The organism is Acinetobacter sp. Ac8, from assembly GCF_055392545.1.
Genome location: NZ_AP043689.1, coordinates 3,904,824 through 3,921,887, shown reverse-complemented (window position 1 = coordinate 3,921,887; position 17,064 = coordinate 3,904,824). Strand labels below are relative to the sequence as shown.

Below are 17,064 nucleotides of genomic sequence, written 5' to 3'. Positions count from 1 at the left end.
TCCTTTTGAGCAACTCGCTGTTGCTTTTCTATAGGCGCTAATACTTTAGGCTTTAATACTGTGCTTGGTAGTCCACTAAAATTATAGAAAAATATCATCAATTTAAATAGCAAGCTTAATTTATCACGACGTAACTTGTCCTTCTAAAGCGATTCTATGATTTAGGCGTTGTAGTTGTAATAAAACATGTCGCCATTTTAAAAGCTGACTGGCTAAATTGTGCTGTGTGGAATCTGATTTGAGTGAGTTTTGAATAAAGCTTAAACCCAAATCTGCAAACTTCTCAGCAAAATCATCCAGTTTAACCAGATCATCCATATCCAGTTTTGAACGACCTGTATTTGCATAGAATTCAAACAAGGCTTGTGATTCCAAGATCAAAAGGTCTAATGCAGATAAATGTTGCTGATGTTTCCATTGCTTTTTTTGTTCGAGCAATTTTTCAATTCGACCAGTAATCAGCTCAACCAAGCTACTTTTCTTCTGTACAGGATGATCATAATCCAGACTGAATATTTTTAAACCTTTTGGCGTTGTTAAAAACACACTACATGGAATGAATTGAATCTGTTGCTGTGTTGCTTCGATACGCACCAATGTTGCGATAATTTTTTCATTATGAATCAGTTGGGTGAGATGTTTAATTCGTGCACGGTATTCTGGTTCTATCGGAATGACCAGCTTGAGTGCTCTATTTTCATCGTCAGTAATAGGGTATTCAAAATATTGCTCTAGTTCGTTGAGTTCAGGCGCTGTGATACTTTTATGGCGAAGCAGTACATAACGAGATTTAAGCTGTTCTAGGCTTGAATGCGGAACAAGCATTTCCTGTAAAGATTGCCATGTTGAAATGCCAATATTCATCTGTTCTAAGTCAGATTGGCTGAGTGCATTGAACAAGCCTTTTGGTAAAAAACGAGTATCTGTGCTGGCACTGAGTTGTGTATCTGAACTGGATTTTGCATGGGTTAGTTCAAGTTGATGTTGGAGTAAAAAGCTGAGAGAACTTCCCCAAATCCCAGTATTGGCTGCACTGTGCATATCAAAGGTCCGGTCTAAATGATTGGCACGTGCCTGAGTCACTTCTTTGAGTTGTTGCTCTTTTACATCCCAGAAGCATACCGTTAGACCATGTGCACCACTCTCTGTATTCCACCATTCACAACCAAGAGGGATCAGATGCGCTATGCTTTCTTGTTGATAGTCGCGTTGTACAGCACCACGAAGTTGTCGCAATGCTTCGGCTTGAACATCTGGATTTAAATGCTCGATTTCTGACAGTGCAGCCAAATAGGCATATAAATGTGCCAATTGATTAAAAATCTGCTGCTCATCAACCTGTACATCTGCTTCTAAAAACTGCTTCATTGAGCCATGTAAGGCACGTAATAAGCTCCCTAAACGTGGTAAGTTTTGTGCGCGTGCTTGCATATTTAAAATATGCAGTGACATGACCATTTCTTTTGCCAGATGTGATAAACCTTGTTGAACAAAGTTTTGACAAATGATTTTAAGTTCTTGGATCAATACCTGATCTTCAGGTGAAACTTGCTGAGTAGGATGGTGTTGTTGCGCTGTTGTATCAATTGACCATTGCCATTTTTCAGGGGCATTTTTCAGAACTAAATAAGCAATACATGCCAAATGCCCAGCAAATTTTTGTTTGTCTGCAATTTCTGACAACATGCCTTCAAACCCTGTTGCGGGGTAGAGAACAACTGGATTGGGACTTAAATCGGTTTGAAAAGTGATTTTATGTTCTTGAATATCAATTTGACAGGATTCAGGTTGAAGCAACCAATTTTGTACAAATTCATAGGCCAAACGAATATTGACTTTGCCTGCTTGTTTTTGGATTTTGCTTGGATCAAATTCTAAAACAGTTTCAAGGGTTGATGTTGTTGCTTGCTCAGATATTTTACCGTGTTGAGATGTTTCCTGTTGAGTTAGTGGTACTGCATTTTCTAGATTATTGTTAGGGCTATTTTCACTTGGGCTATTTGCGGTAGCCAGTAGTGTTTCATGTTCCTGAACCCATAAAATACTGCTGAGAATATGTTTACAACAGCCTTGTGCTGAACAATTACACAGTGCTTTGGTGATGCCCTCAAGGGGCAGTTTAACTTTACATTCTTCGACTTTAAATACCAGTTGATCGTGCTCTTGTTGTAGTAGTTCAACAGCATCTAAGGATTTACGGGCACGACGTAGAAGACCAGCATTACTGTGCATGGTTAGGCTGTCTTCATCGTATTGGGTATAAATATGCCAACTCATTGCATCACCTCTGCAAACCAGGTCGCTAAATGTTCAGGGGTCATTGCTGCGATTTGCATACCGCGTTCTTGGAGTTTTTGTGCCATATTGATGTCATAAACAGGATTGGCTGCTTGATCCAGCGCCGCAAGCCCAAGTAATTTGCAGCCTTGTTGATTGAGTTGACTGGTGGTGTTGAGCATTTGTTGAACGGATGCACCTTCTTCGAAGTCACTGATCAAGACTAAAATACTGCGATTGGGTTGTTTAATCTTCTTTTGACAGTATTGCAAAGCTTGACCAATATTGGTTCCGCCACCGAGTTGAATGGTCAGTAAGACTTCAACTGGGTCATGTGCCAAATGGCTTAAATCAACAATTTGGGTGTCAAACAGGACCAGACTAATATTGACCGCAGGGAGGGCTGCCAAAATACTGGCACACACGGCTGCATACATGATCGAATCCATCATCGAGCCACTTTGGTCGACACACAGTACAATTTCCCATGGCAAATGTTTCTGTACACGGGCATTAAAATAAGGGGTTTGGATAATCAGTTTTTGTAAATCAGGCTGATAATTCTTGAGATTGGCTTGAATAGTCCGTTTCCAATCAAAGTTTTGTGCCTGTTTAAGATGTGAACGCTTAAAACGATTACGACGACCTTGTAGTGCTTTTAAAAATTGTGTACGGATTTTTTGTAAGAGTTCTTCCACGACTTTTTGAATTAATTCTCGAATCGTATCTTTCATTTCATTGCTTAAACGACCACGCATACTCAGCAAAGCTTTAGCCACTGCAGGGTTGGGTTCAAGTTGTCTTACATGCTCTGGGTTTTTAAATAACTCAGTTAACTCATAGCGTTCTATGGCTTGTTTTTGCATACGTTCAAAGGTCGATTTTGGGAACAGTTTTCGACTTTGGTTGAGCCAGTTAATCGCGTTAAGTTGCGAGGCTTCCAAACCGCCATGGCGATTTTTCCCTTGTTGGATGCCACGACGCTTATATTCATTTTGGTAGAGATAATCGAGGTTGCGCTCAAGTTTCAGTTGATCGCCTGACAATGCCGCTGCTGATAAATTCTGGTCGGCATAGCGACCGAGCATCAAGCGCCAACGGCGTGCTTGATCCATTGCATCAAGAGAAGCGGGGGTATCTGAGTTTTCATCAAGATTTGGTTCAGGAGGTAATTGACTCATTTATTCACTCCTTGTTGTTCTGGGTTGAGTTGCTTTGAGCGATTGCTTGCCCAGCGATCTAAGTGATCATATTCAAATATTTTTTGCAGTTGCTGGTTAAGTTGTATGCCTTGGAATACATCCTGTTCCCCTATATGACTAAGCACCTGATCGAGAATGACATCCTCTCCAAGTCCTGTGGTTTTTGCGATAATTTTCGATACTTTAGTGCTTTGCTTTGGGGTAAGCTGACTAAAGATATAGCGTAAATCAGGTAAAATCCGAATAAAGGTGTCTTCCGTCCAATGACTGACCAATTGGTGAAGTGCATCAATTGCAACCTTGGATTGCACAAAGATTTCAGGCGCAATAAAAAACATGCCATGTAGGTATTGCACAGCATCTTCAGGATCACTTCCCACTGCAAAAGCCAGTTGTAATTGTTGTTGAAGCTGATTTTGCTCAATTTTATGATCTAAAAACTGTAAAGTATGCAGCGCACCTTTGAGTGAACTAAGATGAAACTCATCAATTTTTGCCAGATCAATTTGGCTATACATCAGTTCCAGTAAATCTACATCTTGTGCATTTACGACTGCATGCTGTAGTGAAAGATTTCGTTGCTTGATATTTAAAATCAGTTCATGCAAGGTTTTTAAGTTGCTAAGATTTTGTTCAATTTTTTCTTCATGGGTATCGTAAATTTGATCAAGTAAAAAACAGGCCTGATAGACGGCAAAACTTAAACTTTGTATCACGATATTTTCGGGTAAATTTAACAGCTTGTGACCATGCCACAAATAATACAATTGCTGTGCTGCACCAATCACCGAGGCAAGGTTTTGATCGCTTTCTAAAAAAGTATCGAGTTGTTGACTGAGCAATTCTAAATGTTGCTTTAATCCTAAGCGACACGCCAAAGCCAGCAATTTGGCAGTTTCAAAGGCAGATTGCCCGACACCTTTTGCTTCATTTTCTTGCTGTAGTTTAATAATTTTAAGTAGTGCAATTTGTTCGAGTTGATTGCCCATTTCTGCCAGTTCAATCAAACGCGCTTCGACACTGGGTGTCCATGCATAACGCCATTCCTCAAACAGCAAATCCAGACTGGCACCTTGTACAAAATCTGGACCTGAAATACGTTGAGCAAAATTACAGCCGATAAATTCCAGTAAATGCAAATATTGGCTAATGTCCTGATGTAAAGGTTTACGATAAATATCGAGTTTTCGATTGCGTAAAATGGTGTCATTTAAATTAAAACGATAGGCTTTAATCTGTTGATAGGTATTTTGTAATAATGCAGGGCTGTGCTGATTTTGAGCAACCTTACCAAGTTGTTGTCCACTTAAAAATTGAAAAATCAGGGTAAATAAATGCTGTTGTCCATCATCCATTTCCCCTTTGATTAAGGCGGATTGTAAGGCATCGAGGAGGTCATAACGGCTCGGTTGATAATGCCCTCGAAGGCAAGCCAATTGCCAAGCAAGTTCAGCGGTATTTTTTAGTGCGATATAAGGCGTTACATCCAGTGCATTTTCTTGGTTTAAAAAATGGCATAACTCATTTAAATATTGAAAAAATTGCAGTTGCGTCTGTTCAACCGTTGGGTTGTTTGCAGATTTTAAATTTTGCCAATGTTGTTGATAATATGCAGGTGAGGGCATACCTGAAGCATAGCCATTTAAAGCATCTAAACGATCGAAACTATAGCGAATCAGCCAAGCTTGCTCTTGCCAGTTTTGCTTTTGATCTTGGACAATAAAACGTTCTGCTTGCTGTGGGGCTGCTAGATTTTCAATTAAGGCAAGACTATGAAAGCCACCTGTGATCACCAAAATTTTATGCTTGGGATCAATGCTGTTTTGGATGCAATTCCACATCACATCTTCACGATGTAATGAAGCATCTTGTAAGAGTACCTCACGCTCATAATCCAGACGTGCCAATGAACACCAAGCAAAAACATCATCAAAAAAAGTTTGAGCATGTTGCAGTTGTTCAACATTTTGCAGCTCGAATAAATGATCCCAAAGCTCATCGTGATTTCGGCAATGCATGCTTTCAGCAAGTTTTTGGATATATTGGCTATGCGCAAAATAACGTTCAGACAGCAAACTTTTTTGTTGCCAGTCCAAATCGGACTGTTGCGTTTTTAAGGCACTTTGTTTTGCCCAATCCAAGTCAATAAATTTAACGTCTGCTTGAATGAGTTTTGCCTGTTGGATGGCGACCCATTCAGGTGAGTATTCACAAAAAGGGAAGTAGGCAGAAAAGATTTCTGGTTGAACCTCGTCATCACTTTCATGTTCTTCGCCAGCACTCTCTTTATTTGCAGCGCCTTTTTTTGGTGAGGTTTTATTTGAAGAGCGTTGTGCTTGTGCAAATATGGCCACAGGAGGCTGTGTGGCTTGGTTCTGTAAGCTTTCAATTAAGAATTCAAAACTTGTTGGTGCTTCGATTAAAATGTGTGTGGGCTTCAGTTCATCGATATATTGTTTTAATGCGTATGCACAAGCAGGACTATGATGGCGGATTGGCGCAAAAAAAACGTTTTGCTCTGCCATTTGCTGTTTCAGTTGAAATGCCTGTTTTAAGCGTTTAGGCATTTCACCTCTCTCTATATTTCGATCCAACAGCTGCATGATTAAAACTCTCGGCTGGCGTCATAGAAACTTTTCCAGTCGGCATCTTTACGTGCACGCTCTTTCACCACAGTGTCCAGATAGTAACGTAAGCGTTTAGCGTCATCTGGATTATCTTTAAACACAACCCCAATTAATTGTTGTGCGAGGTGTTCTGCTTTTAATTTTCCATCACTGAGATAAATCGCTTGTAGGCCTGCCGCATGGGCAATATTGACTGCTTCAGCAGTAGACATAACAGCATCAGGCGTTTTAAGTGTTGCGCCTTGCAGACTTTGTCCTGTTCTGAGTTCATTGAAAATGGTCACCAAGAGTTCGATGACTTCTGGGCGAACTTGGATTTCACTGTATAAATCAGCAAGCTGGTTCTTAAGTTGTAATCCCACCAGTTCGATTTCAAATTTTTGGTCACGAATCGGTTTTACTGTTTCAAAGTTAAAACGGCGCTTTAATGCTGCTGACATTTCATGTACGCCACGATCACGCAAGTTTGCTGTTGCGATGATGTTAAATCCTTGTGTCGCTTGCAAACTAAAATCTTGTCCCATTTCAGGGATCATCATTTGCTTCTCAGACAGTAAAGACACCAACACATCCTGAATTTCAGGTGGGCAACGGGTGATTTCTTCAAAGCGGGCAATTTGTCCATTTTTCATGGCATAGAAGAGTGGGGAGGGGATCAGTGATTTATCTGTTGGTCCTTCCGATAAAAGGAGTGCGTAGTTCCAAGAATATTTAATATGGTCTTCTGTTGTCCCTGCCGTCCCTTGAATTGTGAGCTGAGAATTGGCTGAAATGGCAGCACTAAATAGCTCTGAAAGCATCGATTTTGCTGTACCTGGTTGACCCACCAGCATCAAACCCTGATTGCCCATCAACGTAACCAAGGCACGATCAACTAAGGCATCATCACCATAAAACTTTTTTTGAATATCCAGTTTGGCATCACCCAAGATAAATGAGCGAACAGCGTAAGCAGAAAGTTGCCAACCTGCTGGCTTTCTATGTTGATCTTGTTCTTTTAAGCGTTCTAGTTCCGCTTGATATTTTTGTTCTGAACTGTGCTTAATTTGATTTTGAAAATTTTGCTTCATAATGATTCTATATATATTTTATCCAATGAATCTATCATAACTGGCAAAGGCTGAGATGACCACTGGTACATAAGTTGTTCGCGACAAATTGTGACATCTGTTTGTTATAAAAAGTATTTTTAAGTAAATTGAGTGCTGTAATTGCAAGTGAACTAGGGTTAGATTGTTTATAATTGTATAGTATGATGATCTGTATTGAAATTTTGTGAAATAGTGATTGTATTGATTCGTAAATCAGTACATTAATGTAAGCGTTGAGAAACTATTTAATACAAGCTTTAGTGTTTGAAAAACCACAGTTACGAGGGTGCACATGGCAAATTCTAATAAAAAACAATCAGGCGGATTTATTTCAAACGCTTTTGGCATGGCCAAAAAGTTAAGCGAAACAGGCTTAAGTGTGATCAATCATGTTGCTCCTGGTACGGTGAGTAAATTGAGCCACAGTCCTAAAATTGAATCCGTTGTACAAGGCACTGCTCAAGAAAAAAGTGCTTTTGAACGTAAACAATATGAAAATCCTCAACAAATGCTACGGGAACATCTCCCCAATGTAACCGGGCAGCTTTTGGGGAAACATTATAAAAAAATCAATAATGTCGCTTCGTTTATTTCACCAGATTTAAACGATAAATTGTCTGATTTTATTTTTGATAAGCTCAATGAGTTTGTTTCAGAACTGACTTCTGTAGAAGCTGTTCTAAAAGAAGTGGGTGCAAAAAGCTTGGCAGAATTGGCCAAGGATTCTGAACGTTCACAACGGATCAGTACTGCGCTGGCGAATCAGAATAAAATTATTGCTGCAATTCAAGGTACAGTGACAGGTGCGTTTGGCGGCTTAGGCGCAATTCTTGATGTACCTAGTTCACTGGCTTTGGCACTCCGAAGTGTTTATCACACTGGGCGAGCGCATGGTTTTGAGTTGAATGCAAAAGATCATGCTGTTGTTGAATACATTTTTAAACAAATTGATCTAGGCACTGTTGCTGAAAAACACGCATTGATGGCGGCAATACGAACTTTTGCAGGGGTGTTGCAAACCCACAATGTGAGCCAATTGCAACAACTGTTAGGTTCAAGCAATGATATAGAGCTGTTAAAAAAATGGGTGGCAAATGAGGATGGTACATTTAAGTTGCCATGGATGAATAATCTTCCACATTTTAGCCTGTTGACACGACTCACCCCCTTAGCCACGATGGGCATTAGTGCTGCATATAGCTGGAAACTGGTCGATGATGCAACCGATAAAGCTCAAATTGTATTTTCTGGTGCAAGGCAATATCTGCTACAGCATTCTGATGAAAAAATTGATGTATTAGATGCTTATGAAAAATTTAGTCAATTGATCTCAGACGCACATCCCTTGCTTTTAGAAGACAGCAAAGCAGAAACGCTTGTAGAGAAAGTCGAGCCTCAGGTTGAAAATGAAGCAATTACCCATGTTGAAGTGAAGGAAAAAACCAGTGAAACTGTTGATGAACTCAATGCTGAGCAAAAAGTTGAGCAGGGGATTCAAAAACTGGCTGAAACGCACATTGAAGATAAACATGCGACTCAACAGCAAGACAAAGCGACACCCGTAAAACCTCGACGTACCGCACAAAAGAAAGTCGCAGCAGTGGAGACCACTACAGCGAAAGCAACTGATGTGGCGAAAACATCGACAACTGCAAAAACTGTAACAAAAAAGCGCACCCCGGCAAAAGCCAAAGCGGCTCCTGAAAATACGGTAAATGCGTCTGAAAAAACGCAAGAAGCTACTGAAACAAAATCAGAAAGTAAGCCTGAGTAAGTTGAATCATTGATTTAGCCAAAGCTTGAAATGGTCAATATTTGACACCATGTTGAATGTTGACCATTTTTACTTCTTGGCTTACAATTGCATGCCCTCAAAAAGTGGTAATTTTTTGAGGCTTTTTATTAACGGGAGAATTGCCATATGGCAACAACAAATCAGTTGATCCGTAAGGGTCGCACAACTTTGATTGAAAAATCAAAAGTTCCTGCGTTGAAGGCTTGTCCACAACGTCGTGGTGTTTGTACACGTGTTTATACAACTACACCTAAAAAACCTAACTCAGCAATGCGTAAAGTTTGCCGTGTTCGCTTAACTTCAGGTTTCGAAGTTTCTAGCTATATCGGTGGTGAAGGCCATAACCTACAAGAGCACAGTGTTGTTCTTATCCGTGGTGGTCGTGTTAAAGACTTACCAGGTGTACGTTACCATACCGTTCGTGGTTCTTTGGACTGTGCTGGTGTTAAAGATCGTAACCAGTCTCGTTCAAAATACGGTACTAAACGTCCTAAGAAATAATCTGTTAAAGATTAGCTTCTTAAGAATATAGAGCCGCAATCCTTTATCGTCTCGCTTGTCTGATTTCTGCATTAATTTTGTGAAATTCAAGCGACGTGTAGTAAGGCCAGCGAATAGCACACGACACTTTGTGCTGATGCTGGATAAACCTGAAGTGTCATATTTATAGGTAGATTAAAATGCCAAGACGTCGCGTAGTCGCTGCTCGTGAAATCCTTCCGGATCCTAAGTTCAGTAGCCAAACAATCGCTAAATTCATGAACCACGTAATGCAAGATGGTAAAAAGTCTATTGCTGAAAGTATCGTTTACGGTGCTTTAGACCGCGTTCAAGAAAAAAATAAAGTAGACCCAGTTGAATTTTTCGAGACTACTCTTGAAAAAGTTCGTCCTATGGTCGAAGTAAAAGCACGCCGTGTTGGTGGTGCTACTTATCAGGTACCTATGGAAGTACGCCCATCCCGTCGTACTGCCCTAGCTATGCGTTGGTTGGTAGATGCTGCTGCTAAGCGTTCTGAAAAAACTATGGCGTTACGTCTTGCTGGTGAGTTGCTTGATGCAGCTGAAGGTAAAGGCGCAGCGATCAAAAAACGTGAAGATGTGCACCGTATGGCTGAAGCTAACAAAGCCTTCTCTCACTACCGCTTCTAAGCGGCTAAAACAGTCCCTAATCAGGAGAATACTCATGCGTACTGCAGCACGATTTAACATCGCCCTCTACCAAAGTGGGGGATTTGCGGGTATTTAAGTTGCCCATTACGTATCGAGTATCCGTACGCATCAATGCTTCATTGATGCGTCCTGTTTTAAACAACAAAATTTAGGAATGCAAGAAATCATGGCTCGTCAAACCCCAATTTCTCGTTATCGTAACATTGGTATTTCTGCGCACATTGATGCCGGTAAAACTACAACTACTGAACGTATTTTGTTCTACACAGGTGTATCTCACAAAATTGGTGAAGTACATGACGGTGCAGCAACAATGGACTGGATGGAACAAGAGCAAGAACGTGGTATTACAATCACTTCAGCTGCTACGACTTGTTTCTGGTCTGGTATGGGCAAGCAGTTCCCTGAACACCGTATCAACGTAATTGATACACCGGGACACGTAGACTTCACAATCGAAGTTGAACGTTCTATGCGTGTTCTTGACGGTGCGTGCATGGTTTACTGTGCTGTAGGTGGTGTTCAACCTCAGTCAGAAACTGTATGGCGTCAAGCAAATAAATATAAAGTGCCTCGTTTAGCATTCGTGAACAAGATGGACCGTACTGGTGCAAACTTCTTCCGTGTTGTTGAACAAATGCGTACTCGTTTAGGTGCTCATCCTGTACCTGTAGTGATTCCAATTGGTGCTGAAGAAAATTTCCAAGGTGTTGTTGACCTGATCGAAATGAAAGCAATCATTTGGGATGAAGCTTCTCAAGGTATGCAGTTCGAATATGGTGATATTCCTGCTGATCTTCAAGCATCTGCTGAAGAATGGCGCACCAATATGGTTGAAGCTGCTGCAGAAGCATCTGAAGAGTTGATGGACAAATACCTAGAAGAAGGTGATCTTTCTAAAGAAGACATCGTTGCGGGTATTCGTACGCAAACTTTGGCTGGCGAAATCCAACCAATGCTTTGTGGTACAGCATTCAAAAACAAAGGTGTTCAACGTATGTTGGATGCTGTAATTGAATTCTTACCATCGCCTACAGAAGTTAAGCCTATCGAAGGTATTCTTGACGACAAAGCTGAAACTAAAGCGATTCGTGAAGCATCTGATGAAGCGCCGTTCTCTGCATTAGCGTTCAAAATCATGAACGATAAGTTCGTAGGTAACTTGACTTTCGTACGTGTTTATTCTGGTGTTCTTAAACAAGGCGACCCAGTATATAACCCAGTTAAGTCTAAACGTGAACGTATTGGCCGTATCGTACAAATGCACGCAAATGATCGTCAAGACGTTGAAGAAATTCGCGCTGGTGACATCGCTGCATGTGTAGGTCTTAAAGACGTAACAACTGGTGATACGCTTTGTGATGAGAAAAACATCATTACACTAGAGCGTATGGAATTCCCAGAGCCAGTAATTTCTCTTGCTGTTGAGCCTAAAACTAAGGCTGACCAAGAAAAAATGTCTATCGCTCTTGGTCGTTTGGCTAAAGAAGATCCATCGTTCCGTGTACGCACAGACGAAGAATCTGGTCAAACGATTATTGCGGGTATGGGTGAGCTTCACCTTGACATCCTTGTTGACCGTATGAAGCGTGAATTTAACGTTGAAGCGAACATTGGTAAACCAATGGTTGCTTACCGCGAAACAATCAAAAAGAGTGTTGAGCAAGAAGGTAAATTCGTACGTCAAACAGGTGGTAAAGGTAAATTCGGTCATGTATATGTTCGTTTAGAGCCTATGGATGTTGAAGAAGCTGGTAAAGAATACCAATTCGCTGAAGAAGTTGTAGGTGGTGTAGTACCTAAAGAATTCTTCGGTGCGGTTGACAAAGGTATTCAAGAACGTATGAAGAATGGTGTATTGGCTGGTTACCCTGTTGTGGGTATCAAAGCGACATTATTTGATGGTTCTTACCATGATGTCGATTCTGACGAATTATCGTTCAAAATGGCAGGTTCTTACGCATTCCGTGATGGTTTCATGAAAGCAGATCCTATCTTGCTTGAACCAATCATGAAAGTTGAAGTAGAAACTCCAGAAGACTACATGGGCGATATCATGGGTGACTTAAACCGTCGTCGTGGTATGGTTCAGGGTATGGACGACTTACCTGGCGGTACTAAAGCAATTCGTGCTGAAGTTCCACTTGCTGAGATGTTTGGTTACGCGACTCAAATGCGTTCTATGTCTCAAGGTCGTGCGACATATTCTATGGAATTTGCTAAATATGCTGAAACTCCACGTAACGTGGCTGAAGGCATCATTTCTAAATTCCAGTCTGGCGGTAAAAAAGGTGACGACGAGTAATCTTTCGATTACTATAAGCCCAAACTAATTCATAGTTAAAAACCAAGTGCTCATGCAGTGACCCTGCATGAGTAGTTTAAAAAGGAAGCTCTCATGGCTAAGGCTAAGTTTGAACGTAATAAGCCACACGTAAACGTGGGTACAATTGGTCACGTCGACCATGGTAAAACAACTTTAACTGCTGCAATTGCAACAATTTGTGCAAAAACTTACGGCGGTGAAGCTAAAGACTACGCAGCAATCGATTCTGCACCAGAAGAAAAAGCACGTGGTATTACAATTAATACTTCACACGTAGAATACGATTCTCCAATTCGTCACTACGCTCACGTAGACTGCCCAGGTCACGCCGATTATGTTAAAAACATGATCACTGGTGCTGCTCAGATGGACGGTGCGATCCTTGTATGTGCTGCGACTGATGGTCCAATGCCACAAACTCGTGAACACATCCTTCTTTCTCGCCAAGTAGGTGTACCTTATATTCTTGTATTCCTTAACAAGTGTGACCTTGTTGATGATGAAGAATTACTTGAATTAGTAGAAATGGAAGTTCGTGAACTTCTTTCTACTTATGACTTCCCAGGTGATGACACGCCTATCATCCGTGGTTCAGCACTTGCTGCACTGAATGGTGATGCTGGTCAATATGGCGAATCAGCTGTACTTTCACTTGTTGAAGCGCTTGATTCTTATATTCCAGAACCAGAACGTGCTATCGATAAAGCATTCTTGATGCCAATCGAAGATGTATTCTCTATTTCTGGTCGTGGTACAGTGGTAACAGGTCGTGTAGAATCTGGTATCGTTAAAGTCGGCGAAGAAGTTGAAATCGTTGGTATCAAAGATACAGTTAAAACAACTGTAACTGGCGTAGAAATGTTCCGTAAACTTCTTGACGAAGGTCGTGCGGGCGAGAACTGTGGTGTTCTTTTACGTGGTACTAAGCGTGAAGACGTACAACGTGGTCAAGTACTTGCTAAACCAGGTACAATTAAGCCGCACACTAAATTCGACGCAGAAGTATATGTACTTTCTAAAGAAGAAGGTGGTCGTCATACTCCGTTCCTTAACGGTTACCGTCCACAGTTCTACTTCCGTACAACTGACGTAACTGGCGCAATCCAATTACAAGACGGCGTTGAAATGGTTATGCCAGGTGACAACGTTGAAATGTCAGTAGAACTAATTCACCCAATCGCAATGGACCCAGGTCTACGTTTTGCGATCCGTGAAGGTGGTCGTACAGTTGGTGCTGGTGTAGTTGCTAAAGTAACTGCATAATCGCTGATTGTGTAAAAAGAGCGCTCCTTTGGGGCGCTTTTTTTATGGATAAAATAAACTGCCTATAAATTGTTAGACAATACCCATCAAAAGCTGTCCTTAACTGATATTTGTGTGACCTAATCTGCAATTATTAAACTTTCATAAAAACGTAATATAAAGAAAGAGAAAAACAAACATAAAGAATTTAAGTGAAACTCACTTAATAGGAGGAATCGCAATGAATGCAAAAGTGAATATTTCAAACCGTGCTGGTGCATCTTTCCCTGTACGTCGTATGGATTTTAATTTTGACGATGTACCTGAATATTGGGCAAGTGGTTCAGCGGGTATTACACATTTCATGACTGCATTGTCAGCATTATTCCCAGATGGTGAAAAACTTTTTATCGATTCAGTACGTGCAGTACGTTATCACCCTGCGATCAAGGACAATGAAGCATTACAAAAAGAGATTAGTGCTTTCATCGGTCAAGAAGCCATGCACACCAAAGAGCATGAAAACTTTAATGCTTCAGCAAAAAAGTTTGGTCATGATGTTGAAAAATACGAGCGTGAAACAGGTGTGTTAATTCAAGGCGCACGTAAATGGTTTGCACGTGTAGTCAAGCCTTTTGGTATGACTCAAGAAATGGTGGATTTAACCGCGACCACTGCATTAGAGCATTTTACTGCAACAATTGCTTCGCAACTGTTGGTCAATGGACATATTCAAAAGTTAATGACTGATCCAACCATGTCGTATATGTGGTATTGGCATGCTGTGGAAGAAAATGAACATAAAGCAGTGGCTTATGATGTCTATGAAGCAGTGTTTGGTAAAGGTATCAAAGCTTATGGCTTACGTACCACGGCTTTAGTTTTTGCAATGGTACTCATCTTTATGGCGCAATCCTCTTTTGTGGTGCGTTTATTAAAAGAAGATGGCAAGCTCAATCTAAAAGAGCTCGGTATTATTTATAAATATGCTTATAGCCCATCTAAAGGCATTATCACAGGAATGACCAAAGAAATGTTGGCATACTTTAAGCCAGGTTTTCATCCAAATGATCTCGATACAGTGAGTTTGCTTGAGACATGGAAAGCGAAACTGGGTCTGTAACGTGTTTTAAAGTCAGCATTTTGATTAAGGAGCAACAATTGTTGCTCTTTTTTATTAGACTTATTGGTTTAATTTCTTATAATTCATTTTTTATATTGAGTTGATGAACGCAGATGATTCGTTTAATGCAATCTTCAGATCTGCACGCTGTTTCTCAAATTGAAGACTTGGTACAAAGTCATCCTTGGAAAAAAAGTCAATTTGAAGAGTCTATAACAAGTTATCTAAGTACGGTGATTGAGCAAGACCATCAAGTGGTGGGCTTTTGTATTCTGCAACCTGTTTTAGATGAAGCCAATTTATTGCTTATGGCCATTCATCCGAGCCAGCAGGGTAAAGGATTAGGCTATCAACTGTTAGATGAATCGATTGCATTATTAAAAAATAATCCAGTACAAATCTTTCTTGAAGTGCGCGAGTCAAATAAAGCTGCGATTGCGCTGTATGAAAAAGCCAACTTTCATCAAATTGATTTAAGAAAAAATTATTATCCGAATCAACAGGGCGGCCGTGAACATGCAATTATTATGGTCAAAGCCTGTAGTGATGATTTTTCGAAATTATTTAAATAAGCCTAAGCTATATCGAGAATGCGAATAGCGAAAGCCGATTATTTAATAATCGGCTCATTCCATTCTGAGGGCAGGGTGGTCATCAACATATCCCCCAACTCTTGAATTTCTTTGGCTTCCAAGTGACGATTAATCCGTCGCCATTGCCCATCTAATAATAATTCAAATGGTGCATATTGAGATTTGTAATTCATTTTCTCGGCATGTGGAACCCAATACCCGAGGTAAACAAAATCTAGATTCAACGATTTTACATATTCAATTTGTTTGAGAATCGCAAAAACCCCTAGTGAACGCTTACTTTCATTTGGATCAAAGAAGGTATAGACCGCAGAAACGCCATCATCCAATTGATCACAGGTAGAGACACTAATTAAACGATCATCTTTCCACAGTTCAAGGAAAAAGCTGTTGTTACAACTGTGAATCAGGAATTTTTCAAATTGGTCATAACTGGGTGGGAACATATCACCATCGGCGTGTCTTTCAATAATATAACGCTCGTACAGATGATAATGCGTTTGTGTGGCTTCTTGGGTCGAAATAATTTTAACGGTTAAATCTTGATTGCGTTTCCAGGCTTTTTTCTGAGCACTGCTCATTTTAAATTCAGTCACTGGCACCCGACAAGATAAGCATTGGCGGCAAAGATGGCATTCAGGGCGATAAACAAAATCACCACTGCGTCTAAAACCTACACGCGATAATTCGGAAAGTGTGACAACATCAATACGATGTACAGGGTCGAGAAACACCATACGGGCAGATTTATTTTCAAGATAACTGCAATCATGCGGTGGCGTAATATAGTACTGTAAGTCGTTTAATAGGGACTTAGGATGATAAGAATTCATAAATCATGTCCCTCCTTTTATTTTCATTCCATTAAGCGCGATAAAATCGCTATTGTTTTACTTGAAAATACACGCTCTTGATAACTTTTCCAATCTATAGAGGGTTGTTTTATTACATTTTGTAACGATTTAAGGTATTCATGGCGAGAAAGTGTACAAGCACCGAGGCTGAGTAAGTGATCATTGACCAACTGACAGTCAATCCACGGTAAATTATTTTCTCGGCCCAATAACATCAGTGTGTAAAAAGCCATTTTGGAAACATCGGTTTGAGTGCTAAACATCGACTCACCAAAACAACCATGGCCAATCGTCACACCATACAGCCCACCTACAATTTTGTCTTGATCCCAGACTTCAACACTATAGGCATAGCCAGCTTCAAATAGTTGGCAATAACCGTGAATAATCTCCTCAGAAATCCACGTTTCATCCGCATAGCTACGTGGGAGCGAACAAGAACGAATGACCTGTTCAAAAGCATGATTGATGGTAATTTTATAATCAAACTTTTTCATATTTCGCAGTAGTGATTTACTTGGGTGATAATCCTGAGGGCGAATGATGCAACGGGGCTCTGGACACCACCAACAAATTGGTTCACCTTCGGAAAACCAAGGAAATAAGCCATGCGTATAGGCTTCATATAATGTAGAAGGCGCTAAGTCTGCACCTATACAAATCAAGCCTTGTTCATCTGGATCAGCTTCTATTGGATCTGGAAAAATAAATTGTGAAGGGGAGAGTTGATTCACGAGAATTCATCAATAAAAAAGATCAGCT

Annotated in this window: 13 protein-coding genes; 7 read left to right on the top strand and 6 right to left on the bottom strand. The window is 40.5% G+C overall.

The features are described 5' to 3' along the window. Window positions 1-123 precede the first annotated feature (123 nt). From ACZ5QH_RS18535 to ACZ5QH_RS18520, 4 genes are read right to left on the bottom strand one after another with little or no spacing between them, the layout of a single operon-like run. Window positions 124-2,277: a hypothetical protein gene (locus tag ACZ5QH_RS18535; protein WP_303577945.1), complete on the bottom strand. Its 2,154-nt coding sequence runs from the start codon at window positions 2,275-2,277 to the stop codon at window positions 124-126. Continuing rightward, window positions 2,274-3,458: a VWA domain-containing protein gene (locus ACZ5QH_RS18530; RefSeq protein ID WP_303577946.1), complete on the bottom strand. Its 1,185-nt coding sequence runs from the start codon at window positions 3,456-3,458 to the stop codon at window positions 2,274-2,276. The genes ACZ5QH_RS18535 and ACZ5QH_RS18530 overlap by 4 nt, the downstream gene beginning before the upstream one ends. Continuing rightward, entirely contained in the window at window positions 3,455-6,082 is a 2,628-nt protein-coding gene (locus ACZ5QH_RS18525; RefSeq protein WP_303577947.1) for a DUF5682 family protein, read from the bottom strand. The genes ACZ5QH_RS18530 and ACZ5QH_RS18525 overlap by 4 nt, the downstream gene beginning before the upstream one ends. Window positions 6,083-6,084: 2 nt before the next feature. Next, on the bottom strand, window positions 6,085-7,176 hold the full coding sequence (locus tag ACZ5QH_RS18520; RefSeq protein ID WP_303577948.1) for an ATP-binding protein: 1,092 nt from the start codon (window positions 7,174-7,176) through the stop codon (window positions 6,085-6,087). A 313-nt stretch (window positions 7,177-7,489) separates the two neighbouring features. Here ACZ5QH_RS18520 and ACZ5QH_RS18515 point away from each other — a divergent pair, with 313 nt between their 5' ends. The 7 genes from ACZ5QH_RS18515 (at window position 7,490) to rimI (ending at window position 15,427) form a co-directional block, all read left to right on the top strand. Beyond that, window positions 7,490-8,971 carry an EcsC family protein gene (locus ACZ5QH_RS18515; protein WP_303577949.1) on the top strand — a complete coding sequence of 494 codons (1,482 nt, stop codon included), beginning with the start codon at window positions 7,490-7,492 and terminating at the stop codon, window positions 8,969-8,971. Between the two features lie 147 nt (window positions 8,972-9,118). Next, a complete protein-coding gene (gene rpsL, locus ACZ5QH_RS18510; RefSeq protein ID WP_004648013.1) occupies window positions 9,119-9,493 on the top strand; it encodes a 30S ribosomal protein S12 in 375 nt (124 codons plus the stop codon). A 179-nt stretch (window positions 9,494-9,672) separates the two neighbouring features. Then, window positions 9,673-10,143, top strand: coding sequence for a 30S ribosomal protein S7 (gene rpsG / locus ACZ5QH_RS18505; protein ID WP_004655203.1), 471 nt, complete (start codon window positions 9,673-9,675; stop codon window positions 10,141-10,143). Between the two features lie 187 nt (window positions 10,144-10,330). After that, window positions 10,331-12,469: an elongation factor G gene (fusA, locus tag ACZ5QH_RS18500; RefSeq protein WP_004723654.1), complete on the top strand. Its 2,139-nt coding sequence runs from the start codon at window positions 10,331-10,333 to the stop codon at window positions 12,467-12,469. Window positions 12,470-12,562: 93 nt separating this feature from the next. After that, window positions 12,563-13,753, top strand: coding sequence for an elongation factor Tu (gene tuf, locus ACZ5QH_RS18495; protein ID WP_004723653.1), 1,191 nt, complete (start codon window positions 12,563-12,565; stop codon window positions 13,751-13,753). Between the two features lie 220 nt (window positions 13,754-13,973). After that, window positions 13,974-14,855: a metal-dependent hydrolase gene (locus ACZ5QH_RS18490; RefSeq protein WP_004817558.1), complete on the top strand. Its 882-nt coding sequence runs from the start codon at window positions 13,974-13,976 to the stop codon at window positions 14,853-14,855. A gap of 113 nt (window positions 14,856-14,968) precedes the next feature. After that, the gene (gene rimI, locus ACZ5QH_RS18485; RefSeq protein ID WP_004723651.1) at window positions 14,969-15,427 is read left to right on the top strand and encodes a ribosomal protein S18-alanine N-acetyltransferase; all 459 of its coding nucleotides are present in this window, start codon (window positions 14,969-14,971) and stop codon (window positions 15,425-15,427) included. 38 nt (window positions 15,428-15,465) lie between these two features. On the opposite strand, the gene ACZ5QH_RS18480 is transcribed toward rimI, so the two are convergent. Both ACZ5QH_RS18480 and aat read right to left on the bottom strand, forming a co-directional pair. Next, window positions 15,466-16,281 (bottom strand): arginyltransferase, encoded by an 816-nt coding sequence (locus ACZ5QH_RS18480; RefSeq protein WP_303577985.1) that lies wholly within the window; start codon window positions 16,279-16,281, stop codon window positions 15,466-15,468. Window positions 16,282-16,304: 23 nt separating this feature from the next. After that, window positions 16,305-17,036, bottom strand: coding sequence for a leucyl/phenylalanyl-tRNA--protein transferase (gene aat / locus ACZ5QH_RS18475; protein WP_303577984.1), 732 nt, complete (start codon window positions 17,034-17,036; stop codon window positions 16,305-16,307). Window positions 17,037-17,064: the final 28 nt, after the last annotated feature.